General features: G+C 71.4%; 27 protein-coding genes and 1 pseudogene. 10 read left to right on the top strand and 18 right to left on the bottom strand.

Annotation, left to right across the window (positions count from 1 at the left end):
- Positions 1-314, top strand: a 314-nt coding sequence (locus BM339_RS43235) for a transposase (protein WP_075024595.1), incomplete at its 5' end; no start/stop codon positions are given.
- Positions 315-335: 21 nt separating this feature from the next.
- On the opposite strand, the gene BM339_RS49315 is transcribed toward BM339_RS43235, so the two are convergent.
- Positions 336-1,155 (bottom strand): IS5 family transposase gene (locus BM339_RS49315; RefSeq protein WP_420883416.1). Its coding sequence is split into 2 segments (ribosomal slippage): positions 336-455 and positions 457-1,155, totalling 819 coding nucleotides; the frame shifts between segments, so codons are not numbered across the junction.
- A gap of 602 nt (positions 1,156-1,757) precedes the next feature.
- Here BM339_RS49315 and BM339_RS43220 point away from each other — a divergent pair.
- The gene (locus BM339_RS43220) at positions 1,758-3,119 is read left to right on the top strand and encodes an HNH endonuclease signature motif containing protein (RefSeq protein WP_075024594.1); all 1,362 of its coding nucleotides are present in this window, start codon (positions 1,758-1,760) and stop codon (positions 3,117-3,119) included.
- Positions 3,120-3,142: 23 nt separating this feature from the next.
- Here the strand turns inward: BM339_RS43220 and BM339_RS43215 are convergent.
- The 4 genes and pseudogenes from BM339_RS43215 to BM339_RS43200 all read right to left on the bottom strand — a co-directional run.
- Positions 3,143-3,379 (bottom strand): annotated as a pseudogene (locus BM339_RS43215) (transposase); the annotation flags it as partial.
- 471 nt (positions 3,380-3,850) lie between these two features.
- Positions 3,851-4,306: a hypothetical protein gene (locus BM339_RS43210; RefSeq protein WP_075024593.1), complete on the bottom strand. Its 456-nt coding sequence runs from the start codon at positions 4,304-4,306 to the stop codon at positions 3,851-3,853.
- Between the two features lie 3 nt (positions 4,307-4,309).
- On the bottom strand, positions 4,310-4,522 hold the full coding sequence (locus BM339_RS43205) for a DUF397 domain-containing protein (protein ID WP_075024592.1): 213 nt from the start codon (positions 4,520-4,522) through the stop codon (positions 4,310-4,312).
- Positions 4,519-5,361 (bottom strand): helix-turn-helix domain-containing protein, encoded by an 843-nt coding sequence (locus tag BM339_RS43200; protein ID WP_075024591.1) that lies wholly within the window; start codon positions 5,359-5,361, stop codon positions 4,519-4,521. The genes BM339_RS43205 and BM339_RS43200 overlap by 4 nt, the downstream gene beginning before the upstream one ends.
- 213 nt (positions 5,362-5,574) lie before the next feature.
- Between BM339_RS43200 and BM339_RS43195 the strand changes: the two genes are divergently transcribed.
- From BM339_RS43195 to BM339_RS43180, 4 genes are all read left to right on the top strand, one after another.
- Positions 5,575-6,009, top strand: a complete 435-nt coding sequence (locus BM339_RS43195) for an ATP-binding protein (protein ID WP_218163911.1) — start codon at positions 5,575-5,577, stop codon at positions 6,007-6,009.
- 9 nt (positions 6,010-6,018) lie between these two features.
- Positions 6,019-6,825, top strand: a complete 807-nt coding sequence (locus tag BM339_RS43190) for an ATP-grasp domain-containing protein (protein WP_075024590.1) — start codon at positions 6,019-6,021, stop codon at positions 6,823-6,825.
- Between the two features lie 86 nt (positions 6,826-6,911).
- Entirely contained in the window at positions 6,912-7,484 is a 573-nt protein-coding gene (locus tag BM339_RS43185) for an NADPH-dependent FMN reductase (RefSeq protein ID WP_021594331.1), read from the top strand.
- A gap of 1 nt (position 7,485) precedes the next feature.
- Complete coding sequence (locus BM339_RS43180; protein WP_075024589.1) at positions 7,486-8,943, top strand: DHA2 family efflux MFS transporter permease subunit; 1,458 nt, start codon at positions 7,486-7,488, stop codon at positions 8,941-8,943.
- Between the two features lie 38 nt (positions 8,944-8,981).
- On the opposite strand, the gene BM339_RS43175 is transcribed toward BM339_RS43180, so the two are convergent.
- The gene (locus BM339_RS43175; RefSeq protein WP_075024588.1) at positions 8,982-9,788 is read right to left on the bottom strand and encodes an SDR family NAD(P)-dependent oxidoreductase; all 807 of its coding nucleotides are present in this window, start codon (positions 9,786-9,788) and stop codon (positions 8,982-8,984) included.
- A gap of 82 nt (positions 9,789-9,870) precedes the next feature.
- Complete coding sequence (locus BM339_RS43170) at positions 9,871-10,341, bottom strand: Lrp/AsnC family transcriptional regulator (protein WP_021594334.1); 471 nt, start codon at positions 10,339-10,341, stop codon at positions 9,871-9,873.
- Between the two features lie 104 nt (positions 10,342-10,445).
- On the opposite strand from BM339_RS43170, the gene BM339_RS43165 reads away from it, so the two are divergent.
- Positions 10,446-11,750 (top strand): APC family permease, encoded by a 1,305-nt coding sequence (locus BM339_RS43165; RefSeq protein WP_075024587.1) that lies wholly within the window; start codon positions 10,446-10,448, stop codon positions 11,748-11,750.
- Here BM339_RS43165 and BM339_RS43160 read toward each other — a convergent pair.
- The 6 genes from BM339_RS43160 to BM339_RS43130 form a co-directional block, all read right to left on the bottom strand.
- Positions 11,726-12,955 (bottom strand): styrene monooxygenase/indole monooxygenase family protein, encoded by a 1,230-nt coding sequence (locus BM339_RS43160; protein ID WP_021594337.1) that lies wholly within the window; start codon positions 12,953-12,955, stop codon positions 11,726-11,728. The genes BM339_RS43165 and BM339_RS43160 overlap by 25 nt on opposite strands.
- Before the next feature lie 40 nt (positions 12,956-12,995).
- Positions 12,996-13,610, bottom strand: coding sequence for a GTP-binding protein (locus tag BM339_RS43155; RefSeq protein ID WP_021594338.1), 615 nt, complete (start codon positions 13,608-13,610; stop codon positions 12,996-12,998).
- The gene (locus BM339_RS43150) at positions 13,588-13,926 is read right to left on the bottom strand and encodes a DUF742 domain-containing protein (RefSeq protein WP_021594339.1); all 339 of its coding nucleotides are present in this window, start codon (positions 13,924-13,926) and stop codon (positions 13,588-13,590) included. The genes BM339_RS43155 and BM339_RS43150 overlap by 23 nt, the downstream gene beginning before the upstream one ends.
- A 31-nt stretch (positions 13,927-13,957) precedes the next feature.
- Entirely contained in the window at positions 13,958-14,407 is a 450-nt protein-coding gene (locus tag BM339_RS43145) for a roadblock/LC7 domain-containing protein (protein ID WP_021594340.1), read from the bottom strand.
- Entirely contained in the window at positions 14,404-15,564 is a 1,161-nt protein-coding gene (locus BM339_RS43140) for an ATP-binding protein (RefSeq protein ID WP_143118825.1), read from the bottom strand. The genes BM339_RS43145 and BM339_RS43140 overlap by 4 nt, the downstream gene beginning before the upstream one ends.
- A gap of 352 nt (positions 15,565-15,916) precedes the next feature.
- Positions 15,917-16,366 carry a hypothetical protein gene (locus tag BM339_RS43130; protein WP_021596795.1) on the bottom strand — a complete coding sequence of 150 codons (450 nt, stop codon included), beginning with the start codon at positions 16,364-16,366 and terminating at the stop codon, positions 15,917-15,919.
- 165 nt (positions 16,367-16,531) lie between these two features.
- Here BM339_RS43130 and BM339_RS43125 point away from each other — a divergent pair, with 165 nt between their 5' ends.
- Positions 16,532-16,993 (top strand): hypothetical protein, encoded by a 462-nt coding sequence (locus BM339_RS43125; RefSeq protein WP_075024586.1) that lies wholly within the window; start codon positions 16,532-16,534, stop codon positions 16,991-16,993.
- A 217-nt stretch (positions 16,994-17,210) separates the two neighbouring features.
- Here the strand turns inward: BM339_RS43125 and BM339_RS43120 are convergent, their stop codons facing one another.
- The 5 genes from BM339_RS43120 to BM339_RS43100 all read right to left on the bottom strand — a co-directional run bounded on the left by BM339_RS43120 (position 17,211) and on the right by BM339_RS43100 (position 22,145).
- Entirely contained in the window at positions 17,211-18,506 is a 1,296-nt protein-coding gene (locus tag BM339_RS43120) for an aspartyl protease family protein (RefSeq protein ID WP_075024585.1), read from the bottom strand.
- 65 nt (positions 18,507-18,571) lie between these two features.
- The gene (locus BM339_RS43115; protein WP_075024584.1) at positions 18,572-19,774 is read right to left on the bottom strand and encodes an ABC transporter permease; all 1,203 of its coding nucleotides are present in this window, start codon (positions 19,772-19,774) and stop codon (positions 18,572-18,574) included.
- Positions 19,771-20,475 (bottom strand): ABC transporter ATP-binding protein, encoded by a 705-nt coding sequence (locus BM339_RS43110; RefSeq protein ID WP_075024583.1) that lies wholly within the window; start codon positions 20,473-20,475, stop codon positions 19,771-19,773. Before BM339_RS43110 ends, BM339_RS43115 begins: the two co-directional genes overlap by 4 nt.
- Positions 20,472-21,632, bottom strand: a complete 1,161-nt coding sequence (locus tag BM339_RS43105) for an efflux RND transporter periplasmic adaptor subunit (protein WP_075024582.1) — start codon at positions 21,630-21,632, stop codon at positions 20,472-20,474. The genes BM339_RS43110 and BM339_RS43105 overlap by 4 nt, the downstream gene beginning before the upstream one ends.
- A 12-nt stretch (positions 21,633-21,644) precedes the next feature.
- Positions 21,645-22,145 carry a hypothetical protein gene (locus BM339_RS43100; RefSeq protein ID WP_021596789.1) on the bottom strand — a complete coding sequence of 167 codons (501 nt, stop codon included), beginning with the start codon at positions 22,143-22,145 and terminating at the stop codon, positions 21,645-21,647.
- A gap of 117 nt (positions 22,146-22,262) precedes the next feature.
- Between BM339_RS43100 and BM339_RS43095 the strand changes: the two genes are divergently transcribed.
- Positions 22,263-22,919 (top strand): response regulator transcription factor, encoded by a 657-nt coding sequence (locus BM339_RS43095; RefSeq protein ID WP_075024581.1) that lies wholly within the window; start codon positions 22,263-22,265, stop codon positions 22,917-22,919.
- A gap of 35 nt (positions 22,920-22,954) precedes the next feature.
- Positions 22,955-24,067 carry a sensor histidine kinase gene (locus BM339_RS43090; RefSeq protein WP_218163910.1) on the top strand — a complete coding sequence of 371 codons (1,113 nt, stop codon included), beginning with the start codon at positions 22,955-22,957 and terminating at the stop codon, positions 24,065-24,067.
- Positions 24,068-24,080: the final 13 nt, after the last annotated feature.

The raw sequence follows: 24,080 nt of genomic DNA, 5'->3' as shown, positions 1-24,080 counted from the left end.
GGGGCATCGCGCCGATCCGCTCCCGGCGCGGGCCGCGTCGGCGCCGTCCCGCCAAGCTGCACGGCGACAAGGGCTACGACTACGCCGACCTGCGGCGCTGGCTACGCAGGCGGGGCATCACGCCGCGCATCGCGCGCCGCGGCATCGAGTCCTCCGACCGGCTGGGGCGGCACCGCTGGGTGGTGGAACGGACGGTGTCCTGGCTGAGCGGCTGCCGCCGCCTGCACCGCCGCTACGAACGCAAGCCCGAGCACTTCCTGGCCTTCGTCGGTATCGCCGCCACCCTCATCTGTCACCGCCGACTCGCCAAATGAGATGACGTCTTAGAGCGTGTCTCATGTGGGGAGTTTGGCGAGTTTCTTGTAGCAGGTGATGGCCGCTGCGAGGACGAGGAAGGCGTTGAACAGGTGGCCGTGGCGTTCGTAGCGGACGGTCAGGCGCCGGTAGCCGAACAGTCAGGCACAGCGTGCGTTCGACCTTCCAACGGTGGCGTCCCAGACGCTCGCTGGACTCCACGCCGACCCGGGCGATGCGCGGCACGATCCCGCGCCGGCGCAGCCAGGCCAGGTGCTCGGCGGAGTTGTATGCCTTGTCGGCGCGGACTTTCACCGGTCGCCAGCGGCGCGGTCCGCGCCGCGATCGGATCGCCGGTAACGCCATCAACAAGGGCTTGAACGCCTGGCTGTCGTGGACGTTGGCCGCCGAGACCGCGACCACCAGCGGCAGCCCGGCGGCATCGGACAGGACATGGAGTTTGCTGCCCTTTTTGCCGCGATCGACCGGATTGGGACCCGTCAGCGTGCCCCCCCTTTTGGCGCGGACGGCGGCAGCGTCCACGATCGCTGACGCCCAGTCCACCTGCCCGCGTGCCCCGAGCTCGTCCAGCACGGCATGGTGCAGCCGCGGCCACAGCCCCGCCCTGGTCCAGGCGGTGAACCGCCGATGCGCGGTCGGCACACTCACCCCGAACTCGCCCGGCAGGTGCCGCCACGCGCACCCACTGGTCAGCACGTACACGATCGCGGTGAACACCGCCCGATCCTCCACCGGCGCCGTCCCGCCACCCTGCCGACGCGGCGTGAACTCCGGGATCAACGGCTCGACGATCGCCCGCAACTCATCCGGCACCAACCGGAGCGCAAGATCCGACGACACGATCCCTGATAATGCCGCAACATCCACCGGAGCCACGTGAGACACGCTCTTAACCGTCACCGGTTGGAGGACCTCGCGCGACGCTTGAGGTCGTCGCTTACGTTTCAGATGATCGCGCCTTGATGTTGGTCGACGAGTTCCGGGCTTAGGTCTGCGCCACTCTGAGCGTTGTTGCTTCTGCGGGTGGGTGATTTACCGAGAAGCCTGGCTGATATGGGTGCACGGCTGTGCCCGCTCCTACAGGTCTGCACGCCCGTTCCTGCCGTCGCCGATCGCTGTCACGTTGGTCGGGGTAGTCGGGTTAGGTTTTGGTTTTATCTGCGGTTTGTGACACCCCTGTCTCGCGCGGCCTTACGGCCGCGCACCGCCGTCGGTGCGCGCCGCTGGTCGGCGCCCACTGCTGTCGGCGACGACGCGCCGAAGGCGGGGTCCACCCAGCCGTCCACCTGCCTCAACCACGCTATTCCGACAAAAGACCGCCTCAGCTTTGACGATCAAGAGAAGGAGCGAGAAAGTCCCTACTTAGGGTCACACAATGACTTCAGAGAGCCACAGAGATGGTAAAATGAATTTGATCGAGGGAGAGAGGGGGTGATCCAACGATGACGGCACTGACGGTCGCCGAAGACGTGCGCACCGAAATGGGTGAGTGGGAAGGGCGCGGATGGTTTCCGCCAGGCCCGCAGTTGGCCATCTGCCTTTCCGGCGGATTGGACGGGCTCACCGACACCGAACTCATGGAAGTGGCCGCCGCCGCGCGGCGTCAGACCTCGTGGGCGCAGGCTCGCGAACTCGCCGCCATCGCGGAGTTGTCCCGCCGCCGTCTCGCCGACGAGGCCGAGGGCGGCCCCGACTACCGGATCCTGTCCGCCCACGAATCGGTCGTCGAAGAAGTCGCCGCCGCGCTCGCGGTGACCGGCGACGCGGCCGCCACCCTGGTCCACCTCGCCGACCGGCTCGCCAACGACCTGCCGGCCACGCGCCAGGCCCTGGAGACCGGCCGGATCGACCTACCGAAGACCCGCGTCATCAGCGACCTCACCGACGGGCTTCTCGACGGCCTCCCCGAGCAGGTCGAGACCGCCGTCCTCGACACGGCACCCGACCAGACCACCGGCCAGCTTCGCCGCCGCATACGGCGCATCGTGCAGAAGTTCGCCCCTGAACGCCTCGAAGAGCGTAAGCGCGAGGCCGTCCGCCGCCGCGACCTGCACCTCTGGGACACCCTCGAAGGCACCACCGACCTGACTCTCACCGGTCTGGAGACGACCGAGGCCCACGCCATCTTCAACAAGATCGTCGCCGTCGCGCGGGGCCTGAAGGCGGACGGCGATGTGCGCCCTCTCCACGCCATCCGCGCCGACCTCGCCAAGGAACTCCTGAAGGGAACGTCGTTCCCCGAGGCCACGCGTGCGTCCGACGCCCGGCAGGTCGAGCCGCCGCGAGCTACGGCCATCGCTCCCGCAGCGGTCACCCTTCCAGACGCGACGATCGTCGAGACCCTCGCCACGATGGCCGATGAGCGGTTCAGCAAGATCCTCACACACGCCCGCGCCACGGGACGGACCAACGCCCTGCCCTTCCTGATCAACCGGGCCGTCCAGGACATGCATGACCAGCTACGCGGCCTTCGCGAGAGCTGGTGCCGCGCCACCGGCCTGACGCCCGACCGGCACGGCCACAGCGGCTACCGCCCACCGGCGGCCATGCGGCGCCTCATCGAGGCCCGCCACGCAACCTGCGTCTTCCCGACCTGCAACCGACGGTCGAACCGCTGCGACCTCGACCACACCCTCCCCTGGGGCCAGGGACTCACCTGCCAGTGCAACCTCGCCCCACTCTGCAGACGACATCACCGGACAAAACAGTCCCCCGGCTGGGCCCTCACCCAGCCCTGGCCGGGCCTCCTGATCTGGATCACCCCATCAGGCCAGTGGCACATCACCCTCCCCACCCGGCAGTAAGACGTCATCCCATTGGCCCGCCTTTGGCTGCCCGGCTGCAACGTGGCCCACACCCGCGCGGCATTCCACTCGGCGAAGCGGCGGTGCGCGGTAGGACCCGACGGCCCGAACACCGGCGGCAACTGCCGCCACGTGCAACCGGTGGTGGCCACGAAGATGATCGCCACCAGCACCTCACGACCCCCGTACCGGCGCCGGCCACCACCCTGCGGCCGCGTCGGAGCAGGCGGCACCACCCGCTGAAGCGGCTCCCACAACATCTCGGGCACCAGCCGTTCGACCAACTCCGCGACCGCAGGCCACCTAGATCAAACAAATGAGATGGCATCCAAAGAGACGCGGCGTTCGCTTCCGTCTTCGCTGGGTGAGCAGCGCATCTGCGCCTTCGAAATCAGCATGGGGCGCGGCCCAGGTCTCGGGTGCAGTTCGGCCCAGGCCGGGAGGGAGTGCCTGCGTCCGTGGGGACGCCGGCCGCCGCCGCGGATGCGGCGATCTTCCTGGCGTCAAGGTACAGCAGGCCGTTGGGCTGATCGTGCTCGTATCCGTGGTGGTGTGCCGGGTGGCTCGGGCGCGACGGCCGGTGAGTGGGTGGGCCCCGGCCGGCCGTGGCACGGCAGGGCGCGGGTAACGGTGCGCCGGGCACGACGGCGACGAAGGCTGAGCCACGGTGGCAGACGCGCGCAGTGTAAAGGAGTTGCTGCGCCGGATCGGTGAAGACCACTCGGCCAAGATCATCTCAGGGTGTTGTCGGCACTGCGTTGGCGGGCGGGGAACTGGGCGATGTATCGCAGGGCCCGCTCCCATGGGTCGTCAGCGAAGAGGTGTCGGGGGCGGTGGTGGTGGCGTGCGCAGAACGTGTCGAGATCCATGGGGATCGGACGCGGCTGGAAGTCGCTCAGCGGTGCGTCGGCGCGGGTGACCCGCAGGAGTTCGGACTGCATGGTCCATCCGTCGTGATCGAAGGCCCAGGTGCCATCCGTGACGTAGACGTGGCTGGGGTCCGTCGCCTCGCGCGGCCAGAGCCCGAAGGGCTGGAACCCGGCGTCCGGATAGGTGCTCATGAACGCATACGCGAGGATGTGGCAAGCTCCAGCGGCGAAGAATGCCACGTCATCCCGGTTCCACGAGAGCAGTTGATCCTGCCGCTCGGCCTCGGTACGCCTGAAGCGTCCACTCGGACGGTACATGCCTTAGAACGAGACGCGGCGTCGCCCGAATGTCTCATCCTTAAGCCGGGCGAGCAGCGCACCCCACGCGTCCGGACTGAGGATGAGGCGCGGCCCGTCTGGGTCGGTCGAGTCGCGAACCCCGACCATGCTGCTTTGCCCAGACGCCAGACACGCGCACTCGACGCAGGTCTCGGACTGGCTGGCGCTGTAGCTGCTCTTCCGCCAATGAATCATTCGTTGATCCTTTCGCTCGCGTCGGTGCAGAGATCGCGGAGAGCTCGTTCAAGCCGTTCACCGGTCTCGGCCTTGCCGAGGGAGAGGCAGCACAACTCGTCCTGCACCCTCCGGTATGCCGCCACGCCTTCATCGTCGTCGATGAAAATGCGACGGCGGAGTGCGTCGACAACCACGACGGGGAAGTCCCCCGCCTCAACGTGAAGGATGGCGAACGATCCGTCAACACCGGGGTGCTTGGTGGCAGTGAACGGCAGGATCCGGAGTTCGATGTTCGGCCTCTCGATGAGTTCGAGAAGGTATCGGAGCTGGGCGATCATGACCTCCCGTCCGCCCATCCATTGACAGACCGCGGCCTCACCGACCACGGCCCTGATCGAGAGCGGATCGGACCGGGTGAGCGCCTCCTTGCGTGCCATGCGGTAGGCGACCCCCTCCTCGATATTGCTCAGCCCGCTGCTGGGGACGGACGACATGACGGCATGTGCGTACTCAGGGGTCTGGAGAAGCCCAGGGACCAGGTCCGCGTGGTAGGCGAAAAGCTCGGAAGAGTCTTGTTCGAGCAAGACGTACTCACCGTAGTTCGGCCCCTTGCCAGGGAGCTTGTGGCGTCTGATCCAGTCGCGGGAGCGGCCGCCGGGGGCGAGGCCTACGAGGGCAGATCTCAGGTCGTCGCCCTCCTCGTAGCCGTAGGACATAAGGATGTAGTTGACCTCGTGGGGACGGGCCACGACCTGGGCATTCTCTATCCTGCTCAGGGCGCTCTTGGACATCATCACGCGCGACGCCGCCTCTTCGAGGGTCAGGCCGCGTTGCTCGCGGATCTTGCGTAGCTGCACACCGAGTCGCCGTCGGCGAACGGTCGGGGGTCGTCTCGCCATGACACCGAGTGTGATGTTGTAGCAACGATCTGTCACTCGACTCAGAGAAAGAGGGAAATCCCGCTCTCCCGGAATCCCGGAGTGCTCGTCTCCCTGTCTCCGGCAAGGCGGTTGTGGGGGTTCACCTGGCGTTTCATGCTGGCGGCGTCGGTTACCGGAGGGAGTGAGGCAATGACGTGGTGTGAGCGGGAGGCGGGAGAGCTGCGGTTGCTCGGGACGATCACGATGCCCGGGGTGGCCAGGTCCGCGCGGGCGGCTCGGGCCTTCGTGCGGGGGATCGCGCCGCAGGTGGACGACGAGGCCATGGCCGACATCGTGCTCTGCGTGGACGAGCTGGTGGCCAACGCTGTCGAGCACACCGCGTCCGGCACAGGCGGTCAGATCACCGTCGTGGTGAGCGCCCGCGACGACATCCTGCGCGTGACCGTCCTCGACCAGGGCGGCGCCCGGGAGCAGCCCCGCGTGTGCACCGATCTCTGCGCGGAGGACGGTCGCGGCCTGCTTCTCGTCGACGCCCTCTCCAAGAGCTGGGGCTCGCATCCCGCGTTGAACGGCTCCGCCGTGTGGGCGGAATTTCATGCGGTGAACGGCTTGCCCGCCTTTTAGTCTTGGCCGATGCCGCTTCTCGTGCTTTCGCCGCGCTACACGTCCGACTCGAAGGTGCTGCGTGCCGCGGCCGGACGGCTCGGGTGGAAGACCGAGCGGCTGGGTGGCTGGCGGGCACCGGCGCATATGCGAGGGCAGGACGTGGTCCTTTACGGGGAGCCTACGTTCGTGGAGGTCATCGCCTCGCAGGTTGGTGTCACCCTTCTCGATGTGCCGTCCGGTTGGTTGCCGGGGCTTCCCGAGCGGCATCGGCGCAGGAGTATCGAGGTGTCGACGTTGGGTGACGTGCGGCAACGCCTTTCTGAGCCTGCGTTTGTGAAGCCTGCGGATGGGCGTAAGGCGTTCGAAGGCAGGGTGCACCGCTCGGTCGATGAGCTTCCTGGCCAGGACGTCCTGCCCGACGAAACTCCGGTGTTCGTCAGCGAGCCCGTCCGTTGGGACGTGGAATTCCGCTGCCACGTCCTGGAAGGCCAGGTCGTCACCATGTCCCCCTACCTGCTGGACGGTGAACTCGCCCTTAACGAGGACGGCCAGTGGCATGCCCCAGAGCAAGACGTCCAAGAGGCCAAGGAGTACGCCGCCCGCGTGCTCGAAGACGTGCCTGTGCCTCCGGGGACCGTCCTCGATGTTGGGCGCATCCACGGTCGGGGCTGGGCGGTTGTGGAAGCCAACGCCGCCTGGGGTGCGGGCCTCTACGGGTGCGACCCCGAACAGGTCCTTCGTGTGCTGGCCCGGTCGTGCCTCCGCCGGGAGCACATCGCCGCGACCGACCGTGACTGGGTCGTCGAGGAGGTCACCGTCGACATGGACAGGTAGGGCACCCCAGTCATCTGACAGATGAGCGGTCCTCCTCGCCCTTCGTAGCTTCGAGCACGTCATCGAGCTATGTGAGGAGCGACCCCATGACCGAGACACCGCTTCGCGTCGCGATCATCATCGGCAGCACGCGGGAGGGGCGGTTCGGCCCGACCGTGGCGGAGTGGTTCGCCGAGGAGGCCCGGCAGCGCGACGACCTGATCGTCGACGTGGTCGACGTGGCGGACGAGCCGCCGCCGGCCGCGCTCGGCGCGCGGACGTCCGAGAGGTTCGCGGGCGTCACCGCGAAGCTGGCGCAGGCCGACGCCTACACCGTCGTGACCTGCGAGTACAACCACAGCTATCCCGGCACGCTGAAGAACCTGATCGACACCCACTTCTACGAGTGGCGGGCCAAGCCGGTCGCGTTCGTGTCGTACGGGGGGTTGTCGGGCGGGCTGCGGTCCGTGGAGCACCTGCGGGGCGTCTTCGCCGAGCTGCACGCGGTCACGATCCGGGACACGGTGAGCTTCCACAGCCCGTGGAACTGGTTCGAGACCGACGGCCGGCCGATCGACGCCGAGGGCGCCACCGCCGCCGCCAAGGGGATGCTCGACCAGCTCGCCTGGTGGGGGCACGCGCTGCGCGACGCGCGCGCCGCCCGCCCGTACGGGGCCTGAGATGACCGCACTGGCGGAGGCCGCGCCGCGGGTCAGGGCCCGGCCGATGGCGATCGTGCTCGTGCTGGTCCTCGGCTCGATCATGATCACGCTGGACATGACCGTCGTGAACATCGCCATCAACCGGCTCGCGCAGGACTTCCAGGCGCCGCTCGGCACCATCCAGTGGGTGGCGACCGGCTACTCGCTGGCGCTCGGCGCGATGATCCCGTCCAGCGCCTGGGCCGTCGGACGGTTCGGCGCCCGCCGCCTGTACCTCGGCGCGATCGCGGCGTTCGCGGCCGGGTCGGTGCTCGCCGGGCTGGCGTGGAGCATCGAGTCGCTGATCGTGTTCCGGGTCGTGCAGGGGTTCAGCGGCGGGCTGGTGATGCCCGTCGGGATGACGATCATGCTGCGCGTCGCGGCACCGGAGCAGCTCGGACGGCTGATGAGCACGCTCGGCCTGGCGATCCTCGTCGGGCCGCTGGCCGGGCCCGTCCTCGGCGGCTGGCTGATCGACGAGGTGTCGTGGCGGTGGATGTTCTTCGTCAACCTGCCCGTCGCGGTGGTGGTGGTCGCGCTGGCCGCCCGGCTGTTCCCGCGCGACGCCCCGGCGGAGCGGACGCCGCTGGACGTTCCCGGGCTGCTCATGCTCTCGCCGGGAATCGCCGCCGTGCTCTACGGCGTGACGACCGGCGGCGACCACGGCGGCTTCGGCTCGGCGGGCGTGCTGGTGCCGCTGGTCGCGGGGGTTCTGCTGGTCGCCGCGTTCGCCGTCCGGGCGCTGACCGCGCGGAACCCGCTGATCGACCTGCGCCAGTTCCGGGACCGGACGTTCGCCGCCGCCACCGGCACGCTGACGCTGTTCGCGTTCGGCTACTTCGGGACGATGCTGCTCCTGCCTCTGTACCTGCAGGTCGTCCGGGGCGAGAGCGCGACGATGGCCGGGGTCCTCGGCATCCCGTTCGCGCTCGGCTCGGGGACGGCGATGCAGGTCGCGGGCCGGATCATCGACCGGGTGCCGCCCGGACGGCTCGTCCCGGTGTCGATCGCGACCGCCCTCACCGGCTTCGGGCTGTTCACCGTGCAGCTCGGCGCGGACTCCTCGTACTGGGGCCTATGCGCGACGATGCTGCTCATGGGCGCGGGCGGCGGCGCGACGATCATGCCGGCGATGACCGCGGCGACCCGCGGCCTGCCGCACGACCGGGCCCCGGCGGCGAGCGCGACCGTCAACCTGATCAACACGATGTCGGGGGCGGTCGGGATGGCGGTGACGTCGGTCGTCCTGTCCGCGCTGATGAGCGACCTGGTGCCGGACGGCGAGGGCGGCGCGCTCCAGGCCGTCCACAGGCTGGGGACGAAGGAGCTCGCCGGACCGCTCGCGGAGACGTTCCAGCACACCTACCTGTTCGCGATCGGCCTGCTGGCGCTGGCGCTCGTCCCGGCGCTCCTGCTGCCGCGCCGTCCGGCCGAATGAACGTGGGCGGCCCCGAGGCTTGGGGGCCGCCCGCCTGTTCAGATCTCCTTGAGGAAACCGGAGTCGACGGCGAAGTCGGCGCCCGTCGTGCTCGCCGAACGGGGCGACGCCAGCAGCGCGACCGCGTCCGCGATCTCCTGCGGCTCGGCGAGCCGGCCGGTGGTGAGGCCCATCATCTCGGCCGCGCCGCCGTCCAGCACCGCGTCGCGGTCCGAGCCGGTGGCTCCGGCGATGATGTCGGCGGCGCCGCCCTCGTCGGTCCACCACGGCGTCCGGACCGGGCCCGGCGAGACCGTGTTGACGCGAATGCCCTGCGGCGCGTACTCCTCCGACAGCCCCTTCGCCAGGTTGTTCATCGCCGCCTTCGCCGCGTTGTAGTCGAAGTTCATCGGCCCGGGACGCCGCCCGTTGCCCGACGAGACGTTCACGATCGACGCCACCTCGCTCTTCAGCAGGTGCGGGATCGCCGCCCGCACCGCCCGGACGGCGGCGACCACGTTGAACTCGAACATGTCGCGCCAGTCGTCGTCGGTGAGCGTCATGAACCCGAACCGCGGCAGGCTCACACCGGGCGGCGGCCCGCCCGCGTTGTTGACCAGGACGTCGAGGCCGCCGAACACCTCGACCGCCCGCTCCACGGCCCGCGCCGGGGCGTCCGGGTCCATGAGGTCGGCCGCGACGTGCAGCAGGTTCGGGCCGGCGAGCGCGCCGAGCTCCGGGCCCGGCTTGCGCGACACCGCGACCACGCGCGCGCCCTCGTCCAGCAGGGTGCGGGTGATCGCGAGGCCGATCCCCTTCGACGCTCCGGTGACCATCGCGACCCGTCCCGCCAGCCGCAAGTCCATGGGTTCCCCTCTCATAGGACGGACACGCCCGCACCGGACGCGCCACGCCCTCATGAACCCCGGCCCGCCGCCCCCGGTTGCGTCAGGACGGCGCGGGATCGTCCAGCCTGCTGAGGACGGTGTTGCGCACGTGCTGGAAGATCACCGACGTCCGGAACCCGGCGATCTCCTTGCGCTTGCTGAGCCCGTCCAGCAGGAACGCGTGCAGGTGGTCGAGGTCCTGGACGCCGACGTGCAGGACGAGGTCGTCGCCGCCGGCCACCACGAACACGCCGATGACCTCGGCCATCCCCGACACGTAGTCCTTGAACGTGTTGATCACCGTCCGGTTGAGCGGGCGGACCTGGAGCGACACCAGCGCCTGCACGCCCCGGTTCAGCGCCGCCGGGCTGATCTCCGCGTGGTACCCGCGGATCACGCCGCGCCGCGTCAGCGCCCGCACCCGTTCGAGGCACGTGGACGGCGCGATGCCGAGTGTCCGGGCCAGCTCGCGGTTGGACTGCCGGGCATCCGTCTGGAGAAGGCGCACGATCTCCGTATCAAGTTCGTCCATGCCCCGATTATGGCTACCAATTCCGAACGAACGTTCAGCTCAAAGCAGCATGCGTCGCCCAAATGGCTAGTTTTTAGCCGTAGGACCACTCATTCGGGGGATTCATGGCGAACACGACCGGTCATCGGCTCGGCCTCGGCCAGGGCACGGCGCTGATCGTCGGCGCCGTGCTCGGCCCCGGCGTGCTGGCCCTGCCCCACCTGGCCGCCGCGGCGGCGGGCCCGTCCTCCACGGTGGCGTGGGCGGCGCTGCTGGCGCTCAGCGTGCCGGTCGCGCTGACGTTCGCCGCGCTCGGCGCCCGGCACCCCGACGCGGGCGGCGTCGCCACGTTCGCCGCCCGCGCGTTCGGCCCCCGGACCGCGGCGATCGCGGGCCTGTGCTTCTACGCCGTCGTCCCGGTCGGCGTGCTGGCCGGCGCGATCATCGGCGCCGACTACACGGCCTCGGCCGCCGGGCTCGGACGGCCCGGCGCCATCGCCGTGACCTGCGCGCTGCTGCTGGCCGCGTTCGCCGCCAACTACGGCGGGCTGCGCGTCTCCGGAGGCGTCCAGCTCGTCCTCGTGGCCCTCCTCGCGGCGCTGCTGATCGCCGGGATCCTGGCCGCCGTCCCGCATCTGGACGGCGGGAACTTCACGCCGTTCGCCCCGCACGGCGCTTTCGGCGTCGTCCACGCGGCCGGCGTCCTGTTCTTCGCGTTCGCGGGCTGGGAGGCGGCCAGCCACCTGTCCGGGGACTTCGCCGACCCCCGCCGGCTGCTGCCCCGCGCGACCGTCCTCACCCTCGCCATCGTCGGCGCCCTCTACCTCGGTCTCGCGGTCGCGGTCACCGGCGTCCTCGGCGACCGCGCCGCCTCCTCGCCCGTCCCGCTCGCCCTGCTCCTCGACGCGGGGATCGGGACGGACGCCGCCCGGCCGGTGACCGCCGGGGCCGCGCTCGTCCTCAGTTTCGTCGCCATGAACACCTACATCGCCGGCGGAGCCCGCCTCGGCACGGCCCTGGCCCGGGACGGCGTGCTCCCCGCGCCCCTCGCCCGCGGCCGCCGGAGCCTGGCGCTGCTGGCGCTCGCGACCGGCGCGGTGACCGTCCCCGTCCTCTCCACGGATCTGGGCCTGGACCCGCTCATGCGCACCACCGCCGCCTGCCTGGCCGCGGTGACCCTCATCGGCACGGCCTCCGCCACGCGCCTCCTGGCAGGACGTGCACGCGCCCTCGCACGCTCCGGCGCGCTGTTCACCGGAGTGGTCCTGCTGTCATGCGGGCTGTATCTCGCCGTGCCCGCCGCCCTGGCTTTGACCGTCCTGGGTCTCCGCCTCGGCCGCACGGCGCGCGCGCAGAGCACGCACCCTGCCGCGTCGGAACCCCTGCACCGCCGAGCCCTGGCCGGTCAGGTCGACACGGAGGCCAGGTAGGCGTCGGTCTTGGCGGGGTCCATGATCCAGTTCTCGAAGTCGTGCGGATTGGCGTAGCCGTAGGCGAACCGGTAGGCGACCGCCTCGTTCTGGGCCGCCACGCCGAGAACCTTCTGCACGTGCTCCGGCAGCGGGCCGAGCATCATGTTGGTGTACGCCGTCGGGTGCCGGACGTAGTCCCAGAACGCGTCGAACGTCCGCTGCATCCATTCCGCGTCGAACGGCCGGTCCCCGTGCCGGACGATCTCGTCGCAGTAGATCGCGGCGCAGCGCGCGGCGTTGTTGGACCCCTGGCCCGTGACCGGGTCGTTCGCCACGAGCACGTCCCCCATGCCGAGCACGTTCACCGAGCCCGACAGCCGTCCCACCGGGTGCCGCACGACCGGGGCGTAACCGCCGTACAGGGTGCAGCGCGCGTCGGTGGGTTCCGCGCCGACCGTCAGCTCGTACTCCCAAGGCGCGTACTGGCGCATCATCTCCAGCGTCCGCGCCAGATGCCCGGACGGGGACGGGCGATCCGACCACACGTCGAAAGGCCCGCCCGGCACCGCCTCCCAGAGCAGGATGTCGCAGGGACCGGTGTTGGTGTAGCCCGGCATGAAGAACAGCTCGCCCACCCCGGGAGTCGCCGTGATCCGGACGTGCGGCTCGGGATAGTCCGGACGCGGAGACATCCCGTGCAGGTAGATGCAGGACAGGTGACGCTGCGGACGGTCATACGGCGACCGGGACGCGTCGCGATCGAACAGCTCGACCAGCTCTCCCTTGCCCGCCGCGATGAGCGTGAGGTCGTACAGGGAGGCGAGGCCCTCCAGGTCGGACGTCATGACGCCGTGGTAGACGACGTTCCCGCCGCGCGACTCGAACAGCTCCAGCCAGCCCGCCATCTTCACCCGCTGGTCCACCGACTGGGCGAAGTCGTCCCACCGGCCGACGAACTGCAGCGCCTCCTGGCCGGGCGGCCCGGCCACCGTGAGCCGCTGCGCGACGATCTTGGGGGCCTGCTCCTCCCACAGGTTCAGCCCCCGGTCGCGCTCCAGCTGGAGCTGCGGCCAGAACATGCACTGGGTCGACATGATCCGGCCGCCGCGGATCTCGTCCGGCGTCCGGGCCGACATCACCGTCACGTCGTAGCCCTCGGACTGCAGGCTCAGCGCGAGCTGCAGCCCGGCCTGCCCGGCACCGATGATCAGGATCCTGCGCAACGCGTCCTCCTAGCCGGAGATCCCGGGGGATCAGGGGGGATCAGGGGGTGGTCACGGCGCCGGACCGCCGCCCGGCCGTGCTGTGCAACGTGTGGGTCAGGGTCTCGGTGAGCACCGTCGCCACGGAGCCGCGGTCGCGGGCGTCGCAGGTCGTCAGCGGCACCTCGGGCGGCAGCCCCAGCGCCTCCCGCACCTCGGGGAGCGGATGGGAGGCCCGGCCGTCGAACAGGTTGACCGCGACGATGAACGGCACGTCGGAGTCGTTCTCGAAGTAGTTCACCGCCGGGAACGACACGTCCAGCCGGCGCGTGTCCACCAGGACCAGCGCCCCGCTGGCGCCCCGGCACAGGTCGTCCCACATCGGCCAGAAGCGCGGCTGGCCCGGCGTGCCGAACAGGTACAGGACGAGGTCCGCGGCCATGGTGATGCGCCCGAAGTCCATCGCGACGGTCGTGGTCGTCTTGCCGGCGGGGTCGCCGTCGAGCGGGTCGACGGTCTTGGCCGCCTGCGTCATCCAGGCCTCGGTGTTCACCGGGGGGATCTCCGAGACCGCGCCGACCAGGGTCGTCTTGCCGACGCCGAACCCGCCCGCGATCACGATCTTGGCCGAGGCACGCGACTGCGGCGGGCGGTCAGGCGAGCTCGCGTAGACCATCGATCACTCTCTCCAGGATGCGCGGGTCGTACGGGGAGATCTCGGAGCCGATCACGACCCGGCCCCCGGACGCCAGATCGCTCAGCAGGACCCGGGTCACTCCGAGCGACACCCCGCAATGCGCGGACAGTTCCGCCACCGACTCGTCGACGGTGTGCACGCGGTCGTACAGCGCGCGGGCCTCGGGCAGCAGCCGGGCGGCGAACGCGGCGTCGTAGCCGTTCCCCGACACCAGGGTGTGCACGAACAGGTGCTGCCGCCCGCGGGTCCGCCCGCCGGTCAGGACGTAGGGCCGCACCCAGGGATGGGCCGTCATGGTCGTCCTCCAGTCACGGGGATCGCGCGGCTCATGGCATGCCCTGCCCCGCCGACATCCGGCGCAGGTCGTCGCGCATCTGCGGGGTCAGCACGTGCCCGACGCTCTCGACGAGCCGGCCCATCCGGTAGGCGACCGCGCCGAGGTTGGCGCCCTCGGACACCAGCACCGCCAGCCCGGCCAGGCTGCCGATGCTCATGAACAGGAAGTGGCCCGCCGGGAACTTCAGCATCACCTGCTCGCAGCCGCTCTCCCCGACCCGGCGGGCGATGTTGTTCGCCAGGCTGATCATGCCGCTGGTCATCGCCGCCATCGGGTCGGCGAAGTCGGCGGGCATCCGGCCGGAGCCGACGAGCGCCAGGCCGTCGGAGGACACCAGCAGCGCGTGCGCGACGCCCGGCGTCGAGCCCGCGAAGTCGTTGAGCAGCCAGCCGAACCCCTCCGGGCCCTGCGGCCGGCCGTTGTCGGCGTTGACGGTCATGGTTCGGCTCGTCCCTCCGGAGGATCGTCGGCTTCGTGCCGGTCCGCCGCCGGAGCGCCCGAGGTGAAGGCCTCCAGGTCCTCGGCGAACGACCGGGCGGCCGTTCCGCGGCCGGGCGCGCCCTCCGCGCGCAGCGGGGACACGCTCGCCTCCGGCGCCGCCTCCGAACGCCGCAGGCTCATGCTCTCCCGGCGCGGCAGCGGGTCCAGGGCGGACAGCGGCGGCTGCGCGGCGGGCTCGGCGAGATCGGGCACGCGCTCCGGCGCCCGCAGGTGCGCCAGCGACCGGTCCACGGCACCGCCGGGATGCGGCGCGGCCGAGGCCGCCGGACGGGGCGGGACGAGGGGCTCCTCCGCCAGCTCGCACAGCAGGGCGGGCGGGACCACGACCATCGCGACCGTCCCCTGGGCGGAGCCGCTCGCCGCCGGGCGGCACGCGAGACCCACGCCGATCCCGTGCTTGGCCGCCAGGCGGTGGGCGACCGGGAAGCCCGTGTGCCGGGCGGTGTCGGCCCCGATCGGCGGGACGGGACCGGAAAGCATCGCGTTGATGGCCTGGAGCCGGTCGGGGGCGATGCCGATGCCCTTGTCCTCGATCCGCATCATGACGGCGCCGTTGTCCAGGAGGTGCGCGCTGACCGTGACGGCGGACGGCGAGTACCTGGTCGCGTTGTCCAGCAGCACGACGAGCAGGGACGCCACGTCATCGGACGCGTAGGGGACCACGGCGAGCTGGACGACCTTGCCGATGACCACCTGGGTGTACCGCTCGATCGACGACTCGGCGAGCCGCACGACGTCCACGAGCGAGGTGGTGTGCCCGCCCATCTCCGCCGAGCCGCCCCCGGCGAGGACGCTCATCTCCCGCGCCGCGCGGCGCATCCGCGTGACGGCGTGGTCGACCTGGTAGAGGAGCTGCAGCCGGTCGGCGTCCTCTTCCTCGCTTTCGAGCTGGTCCATGGCGGGACGGAGCTGCTCGCTCAGCAGCAGCACCTGCTGGGAGAACTGCTCGCACACGGCCGGCCAGGCGCTCGGTTCCGGGGTCGCGACGGGAGGGCCCGCCGGGGCGTGACCGGCATGACCGGCCTGGGAGGCGAGACCGCCGTCCTGTGCCGGTGCGCCCCAGCCGCCTTGCCGGGGTGGTGCCGCGTACCTCATGGGGGGCGTCTGGGACGTCCTGGCAGCGGAAGCGCTGCGCCTCCACCAGCTCACGTTCGGTCACCGCCGTACCGCGCGTTCGGCGGCCTACCGCCCCGGCCCCGCATCATGCTCCGCGTCGTCCTTCCGGTCGTTGTGCCCGCGCACGGACAGCCGGCACAGCATGACCTTCAGGCGCGTCTACGTCGCGCCGGCGCACGGCGAAGCCACGCGCCTCCGCGTCCGAGAGCAGGCCCCGTGCGGCGACCACGCACAAGGGTGGCAGAGTGACATGTAGCGATCAATGCCCAATGACCAAGCCGCCATATTTGCCACAAAGATCCCATTTTCCCGTTTTAGACGGGGGCTGCGCTCAGCGCAGGGCGTCGTACACGCCGGCGGCCACGGCACCGTAGGCCAGATGCGGGATGACGTCGGCGGCCCAGTCCGAGGCCGTCCACTCGCGAGGATCGGTCAGCCCCAGCAGGGTCATCGGGGCGCTGGACCCGAGCATCGCCAGCCCCGTCAGCGCGACCGCCCCGACCGGCCGCGGAACCCGCCGCCGCCCCGCGACCAGACCGAACAGCAGGCCGGCGCCGAGCCCGGTGCCGAAGCCGAGGACCGGCCCGAGCCCGGCCTTGCGGTTCTCGGCCTGCTCGCCCTCGCCGAGGTCGACGCCGGCCACGTCCGCCAGCCGCTCCACGCTCTGCTCCGGCGTGGTGCTCGCCGGACGGCCCCGAACCGCCATGTCCAGGTAGGTCACCAAATTGAGTGCGGTGGTCCCGGCCGCTCCGGCCGCCAGCCCGCGCGTCAGTCTGTCCATGGTCCCCCGCTACCCCGGGAGGCGGCCCGTCAACGTGCGGGGGCTCGGCTTGGTGGAACGTCGCCCGCACCCGAGCGACCGGCGGGCCGCATAATGCCTGGTCGTGCGTCCGCGGGTTCTGTTAGCCTCCGTCCGCACACGCTCCCAGCCTCCCGGAGTCCCTCCGTGACCATGAACATCGCGATCCGCCTGGCTCTCGGTGGCCTCCTTCTCGTCGGTGCCGCCGCATGCGAGGGGGACGACAAGTCCGGGGCGGCCGGCTCGTCCTCCGCACCGTCCACGGCGGCGACCACGGCGACGCCCGCACCCGCGCAGGCCACCCCGACCACGAGCGCCCCTGGGACTCCCGCGCCGACCACCACCAAGCCCAAGATCAAGCTGCCGACCAGCAAGCAGATCGTGATGATCGACCCGGAAGGGAAGAAGTACACGTACCTGAAGATGGCGCAGCTGGCGGCGGGCATGCGCTACACCATGGGCGACCGGCCCCAGGCCAACTTCTGCGAGAAGTCCTACGTCAAGGGTGTCGAAGGCGGCGGCAAGTTCCCCGCGGGCAAGGCGGCCTTCCTGGCCGCCTGCCACGAAGGCTGGCGCAAGGCCGAGCAGATGCACCGCGCCGGGCAGTAAGGGCCCGTTCGGGACGTCACTTGGACCGGATGCGGCCCATGGGGCTGTCCGCCGTTGCCGAGCAGATCGATCCGCGCCCTGCTGCCGTGCCAACGCCACCGCGAACCTGCGAACGGGCCGCCACTGCCGCCTCATTGAAACCGGCCTGCGGACGTAAGGGGCGGCACGGGCGTCACGGCTACCTGGGGGTGCCATGACGCCCGTACGGTCGCGGCGGTCAGGCGGCCTTGCCCCGGGCGATGTAGACGTTCATGTCGGTGAAGTCGAGGGTGATGTTGTAGGGCTTGTAGAAGGGGTGGAAGAAGGCGCCCAGCGTGTCGAACCCGTTGGGGGCGGGCCGCATGGTCGGGTTCGCACCGCAGTAGACCTCCTTGGCGGTGGCGCTGCCGAGGCGTATCTCCTTCGGGTAGCAGGGGTAGACGACGACGGGATGGCTGTGGCCGAAGGTCTCCATCGGGCGGTCGTAGTCGGTGCGGACCCGCAGACGCTTGGCCGTTTCCTCGGACACGATCGCGGCGGTCTCGGTGGCTCCGCCGATGGACAGGCCCACCACCCCGGGTCCGGAGCCGGCGATGCTGCCCCTGCTGTGCACCGCATGCTCACGAGCCAGCCACAGCGGCAGGGGCTTGGCGCCTGCCCGTGCGGCCTCGGCGCGCACCCTGGCGGCCGCCTCGGGGGTCCGGCGGCGCAGGATCAGCGACCGGCCCGCGTAGTCGAACGTGGTCAGCAGGTGGTAGAAGATCCACGTGCCGATGATGCCGTCGTTGGCGCCCCCGGGCGAAGCCTGGTCCGTCTCCGACCACTCCACGGGGATGTTGCGCAGTTCGATGCCGCCCATCCTGAACGATTCCAGCACCCCGAAGTACTGCCATGCGGTGCCGTTCAGGTAATCGATCTTCTGCTCGGCCACGGCGGTGAGCCCGGCCTCCTCGGCCACCTCCGCCGACATGCCGAGCCACGGGGCGCCGGTGTAGAACATGAAGCGCTTCGGCGGTCCGCCGTTGACCGAGCCCTCCACCAGCGCGGACGGATCCAGCTGCTGCCATGGCAGCCGCGCCGTGTCGCCGTGGATCTGATACGCCTGACCGCGGAGCGCCTCGAACCATTTCGCGCGCACCTCGCCGCCGGCCGCCCGCCAGTGCGGCACGGAGAGGGAGAACCTGTCCTGCCGGATGTAGCAGTCGCCCAGGAGCTGGTTGGTCTCCTTGTCGTCGGGCGCCAGGTCGAAGGCCATCCTGAGGTACTTCTCGGCCTCGGGAAACCTGTTGCTCAGCAGCCCGACATAGCCGCGCTGGCGGGCCGCCCGGACGTTCTCGGGGTCCGTCTTCAGGATCTTCTCGTAGGCTCGGCCGGCCTGCTCGAACCTGCCGGCCTTGAACAGCGCGTCCGCGTCATCGGTCCCCGTTCGCGCCGTGGCGGCCTCGCCCAGCAGCGGCACCGCCGCGGCGGCGCCTGCCACCACGGCCGCGCCCCGAAGGACGGAACGCCGGTCCCATTCGCCGTCATCGGTCATTGCCTTCTCCTTTTCGTGATCGTTGGCCGCGGCACCTTCCAGGCGTGCTGGCGGCTCCTTGACGCTCAGAGCGTGCGCAGCGCCTCGGTCGGGGAGAGGCGGGCGGCTCGCAGGGCCGGCAGCAGCCCGGCGATCGCGCCGATCAGGATCGCGGCGCCGATCCCGCCGGCCCACGCCTCGGCCGGGATCACCACCGCCCAGCCCTTGACGCTCGCGTAGACCGCGGTGGTCAGCGCCCCGGCCGCGACTCCGGCGACCCCGCCGAGCAGCGCGAGCATCACCGCCTCGGACAGGAACTGGGTGCGGATGTGCCCCCGGGTCGCGCCGAGCGCCCGGCGCAGCCCGATCTCCGACCGCCGCTCCAGCACCGAGATGATCATGATGTTGGCGACCCCGACCGCGCCCACGAGCAGCGCCACCACCCCGAGCCCGAGGAACAGGCTGTCGAACGCGCCCTCCGCGGCGGCCCGCGCGGTGAGCGCGTCCGACGGCTGGCTGACGTCGACGTCGGCGGGCGCCTCGGGGTTCGCGGTCTGCGCGAGGACCCCCTGCACCGCGTTGACCCGGTCCGTCCGGGCCCGCACGTAGACCGTCGTCGGAGGTCCGGGCACCGCCGCGCCCTTGTCGACGGCCGTGTAGCCGAGGTAGCGCTCCGCGGCCGGGTAGCCGATCAGGGCGCTGGTGTCGATGTCGGTCGACAGCGCCGCGGGCTCCAGGATGCCCGCGACGTAGAACCACTGGTTCTTCAGCCAGATCCGCTGCCCCGGGTAGACGCGGTCGATCCCGAGACGCTGCGCGGCGAGCGCCCCGAGCACCGTGACCGGCTGGCGCTCGGTCGCCGCGTTCAGCCAGCGGCCCTGCGCCACACCGGTCCCGACCACCTCGGGGAGGTTGAGGCTGGCGGCCTCCACTTTCAGGGCGTTGGTGTTGATCGCCGGGATCAGCGGGCTGCGGTACACGCTCGCGCCGTCGATGGCGCCCGCGTGCGCCGTGTCCTCGACGTCGGGCAGATGGGAGATCCGCTGGGGCGCGGCGGCCGGGAGCTGCGCCGTCCCGCCGGTGACCGATTTTCCGGTGTTGGCGGTCAGCAGGTTCGTGCCGAGCCGGTCGATCTGTGCCAGCAGCCCGGCCTGGGACGACGCGGACAGCCCGAGCACCGCCACGATCGCCGCGGTGCCGATCGCTATCCCGAGCGCGGACAGCGCGGCCCGCAGGCGGCGCGCCCGGATCCCGGCGCCGGCCACGCGCAGCTGGTCCGACGGCCTCATACGCCCTCCATCTCGCGCGCCGCGCTGTCGGAGACGATCCGCCCGTCGAGGACGTGCAGCCGGCGGGGCATCTGGGCGGCCAGCCCGCCGTCGTGCGTGATCACCAGGATGGTCGCGCCGCCCGCGTTGAGCTCGTGCAGCAGCTCGATGATCGCCGCGCCCGTCGTGCTGTCGAGGTTCCCGGTCGGCTCGTCGGCGAGCACGATGGCCGGGCGGCCGACCAGGGCGCGGGCGATCGCCACGCGCTGGCGCTGCCCGCCCGAGAGCCTGCTCGGCCGGAAGCCCGCCCGGTCCTGCAGCCCGACCCGGGCGAGCGCCTCGGCGGCCCGCCCGCGCCGCTCGGTCCGTCCGACGCCGCCGTACAGCAGGCCGTCGGCGACGTTCTCCAGGACGGTCGTGTGCTCGGACAGGTGGAACTGCTGGAAGACGAAGCCGATGCTGCGCGCCCGCAGGGCTGCGAGCCGGCGGTCGGTGAGCGCCGCGACGTCCTCCCCGTCGATCCGCACCGTGCCCGCGGTGGGCCGGTCGAGCGTGCCGAGGATGTGCAGCAGCGTGGACTTGCCCGATCCCGACGGGCCGACGATCGCGACCAGTTCCCCGCTCCGGACGGTGAAGCTCACCCCGCGCAGCGCGTGGACGGGCGGCTCCGAACCGTAAATCTTGGTGACGCGCTCCAACTCGATGACGTTCGTCCCGCTCATGTCGACGGCACCACCACTCGGTCACCGGCCGCCAGCGCGCCGGAGACCTGGACCCGCCCGTTGGCATGGTCGAACAGCCCCAGCGTGACCGGGACGAACCGGGTCCGGCCGCCGTCCCCCGCCGCGACCTCGACCTCGTAGCCGCCGCCGGCCCGCCCGAGGAGCGCGGTGACCGGCACGCTGAGCGCGTTCTTCACGCCGTCCGTGGTGATCTCCACCTGGACCGGTGCCTGGTCGAGCGTCCCGGCGTCCTTCGGGCGCTTGAGCGTGATGTAGATGGGGAGCGTCGCGGGCGCCGCGTCGGCGCCGTCCTTTCCGGAGGACGTCGCGACCGTGCCGATCCGGGTCACCACCCCGGGCGTGGTCCGGTTGTCCGGGAGCGTGATCTGCGCGCCGTCGCCCTTCCTGACCTCCGACTGCTGGGACGGGTCGAGGTTCACGACCACCTCGCGCCGGTTCGACGAGGCCTCCATGACCGGACGGCCCGGGACCGCGCCCGTGCCGTTCCCGGCCGTCACCTTGCCGATCCGCAGCGGGCCGGGCAGGGACACCGCCTGGCCGAGGTCCAGCCTGCCGGTCACGTCGGCGCCGCGCTCGTCCTGGAGCTTCTCCAGCGCCGCCGCGGTCGCCCAGCCGAAGTGGCCGGAATCGGGATCGAGCCTGGACCGTTCGGCGTAGCCCCCGTCCACCAGGGTCCTGTTCAGCGCCCGGACGTCCTTGCCGTCGTCGCCCACGGACAGGTCCCGGTACGCGGGGACGCTTCCGCAGACCAGGATCACCGGCTTCTGGTCGACCTTGTACAGCGTCTCGCCGCAGTCGATCTGCGCGCCCGCCACCGGCATCCGCGTGTAGGTCCCCTTCGCCTGGTTGACCACCTGGTACGGGGTCCCGGTGGCGCCGGCCGCGTACGAGAGCGTCCCGCTCTGGCCGACCTGCGAGGAGAGGGGGCCCTGCTGGACCGCCACGAGCGACGTCCCGCCGCCCGTCGCCGTCTCGGCTTCGCCGCCGTCACCGGACGGAGCCGTCACGGCGACTGCCGCGACGGCGGCCACGACCGCGAGGACGGCACCGCCGCCGATCATCCTGCGGCGTCTGCGCGGCGGGCGGGCGGGCGCGTCCCGCGCCTCCAGGGCCGGTTCGGTCACTCTGGTGCTCATCGAATCCCCGCCTCAGCCGCCGGCGCCCTTGGCGCCGCCGACCTCGAACGGGCGGCAGGCTTCGACGGCCCTGCGGAACTGCGGGGTCTTGTTGTCGATCGTGCCCTTCTCGATGAGGATGCGCCCGTTCTGCGGGTCGGGGAAATTCGGGACGCCGTTCTCGCGCATGCACCGCGTCCACTTGAGCATCTTCGCCTGGAGCTCGGCGTTCTCCGGCGTGCCGGGCCGGTTCTGGGGCGGCTCCAGCGACTGGCACGCCTGCCGCGCCTTCCGGAACGCCGCGGAGTCGCGGCCCGGGAAGTTCGCGCCCGGGTTCTGGCCGGGGTCGGGGTAGCCCGGAAGGCCGTTCTCGCGCATGCACTGCGCGTGCTTGATCCCCTGGTCCGCCGTGGCGACCGCCTTCGCGCCGGACGAAGTCGTGCCCGACGCCGATTCGCCGGAGCCCCCGCATCCGGCGGCGGTCACGGCGAGGGCGGCGGCCGACGCGGCCAGCAACACCGAGGCCCTGTTCATCGTTCCCCTTCCCGAAAGACATCGTTGTGCGAGGTCATGTCTAGAAGGGGAGCGGTCACATGGCGGTGCGCGAGGCTGTGACCCGGCTGTGACCGCGATTCGGGGAGGCTGACCGGGATGAGGGTGCTGGTGGCCGAGGATCACGCGGAGCTGGCGGGCTCCGTCGCCCGGGTCCTGCGGCGCGAGGGGATGGCGGTGGACGTCGCCCTCGACGGCCGGGCCGCGCTCGACCGCGCGGCGCTGACCGACTACGACGTGGTCGTGCTGGACCGCGACCTGCCCGGCGTGCACGGCGACGACGTCTGCCGCGCGCTGGTGGCCGACCCGGGCCGCCGGACCCGGGTGCTGATGCTCACCGCGTCCGGCACGATCGCCGACCGGGTCGAGGGGCTCAGCCTGGGCGCCGACGACTACCTGCCGAAACCGTTCGCGTACGCCGAGCTGGTCGCGCGGATCCGCGCCCTCGGGCGGCGGGCGCAGCCGGCCCTGCCGCCGATCCTGGAGCACGGCGACCTGCGGCTCGACCCGGCGCGGCGCGTCGCCACCCGCGCCGGGCTGCGGCTGGCGCTGAGCCCGAAGGAGATGGCGGTGCTGGAGTACCTGCTCGCGGCGGGAGGGCGCGTGGTCTCCGCCGAGGAACTGCTGGAACGCGTCTGGGACGAGGCGGCCGACCCGTTCACCACCACGGTCAAGGCGACGATCAACCGCCTGCGCGCCAAACTGGGCTCCCCAGCGGTGATCGAGACCGTCCCGCAGAGCGGCTACCGGATATGAGGCCGCTCCCGCGCGGGGTGCCGCGGACGGTCCGGATGCGCCTCACGCTGCTGTACGGGTCGCTGTTCGCCGCCTCCGGCGCGGTCCTGCTGGCGATCACATTCGTGCTCATGCGGAGGAACGCGGTCTTCAAGGTGCGGGTGCCGTGCGTCGACGCGAGAATCGAGGACTGCGCGGCCCGGCTGGGCCTTCCCCCCGAGACGACCGATTCGGTGGCCGTGTGGAGGGAGCAGCAGCAGGACGCGCTGACGCACGGGTTCCTCGCCCAGGCCGGGATCGCACTGGCGATCATGCTCGTGGCGTCCCTGGCGCTCGGCTGGTTCGTCGCGGGACGGGTGCTGCGCCCGCTGCGCACGATGACCACGACCGTCCGGCACATCTCGGCGCGCAACGTGCACGAGCGGCTGGCCCTCACCGGCCCCCGCGACGAGCTCAGGGACCTCGCCGACACCGTGGACGGCCTGCTCGGGCGCCTGGAGGCCGCGCTCGACGCGCAGAAGCGCTTCGTCGCCAACGCCGCGCACGAGCTCCGCACCCCGCTCACGCTCGAACGCGCGCTGGTGGAGGAGACGCTCACCGACCGGCGGCCGACCCTTGAGGCGTTCCAGACGACCTTCGAGCGGATCCTGACGATCAGCGACCAGCAGGGAAGGCTGCTGGAGTCGCTGCTCACCCTCGCCACCAGCGAGCGCGGGCTGGACGGCCGCGTCCCGGTCAACCTGGCCGCACTCACCGAGCGGGTGCTGGCGGACCGTCCGGAGCCACCCGGCGGCCCGCGCCTGTATTCGCGGATCGCCCCCGCCGCGACCGCGGGCGACCCCGCCCTGGTCGAGCGCCTCGTGGCCAACCTCGTCGACAACGCCATGCGGTACAACGTGCCCGGAGGGAGCGTCGACGTGACGACCGGAACGCGGGACGGGCAGGCCGTGATCAGCGTGAGCAACACCGGCCCGGTCGTCCCGCCGGAACAGGTGGCGCGGCTGCTCGAACCGTTCCAGCGGCTGGACCGCTCCGCCCGCGGCGACGGGCACCACGGGCTCGGCCTGTCCATCGTCCACGCGATCGTGCTGGCGCACGGCGGAACCCTCAACGCCTCCCCGCGCCAGGACGGCGGCCTCGTCGTCGAGGCCGCCTTCCCGGCCGCATAGGCGATACAGAAGA

This window comes from Actinomadura madurae, assembly GCF_900115095.1.
Classification (GTDB): domain Bacteria; phylum Actinomycetota; class Actinomycetes; order Streptosporangiales; family Streptosporangiaceae; genus Spirillospora; species Spirillospora madurae.
Note: the sequence above shows the minus strand (reverse complement) of the source record. Positions and strands in the feature narration are given on the sequence as shown.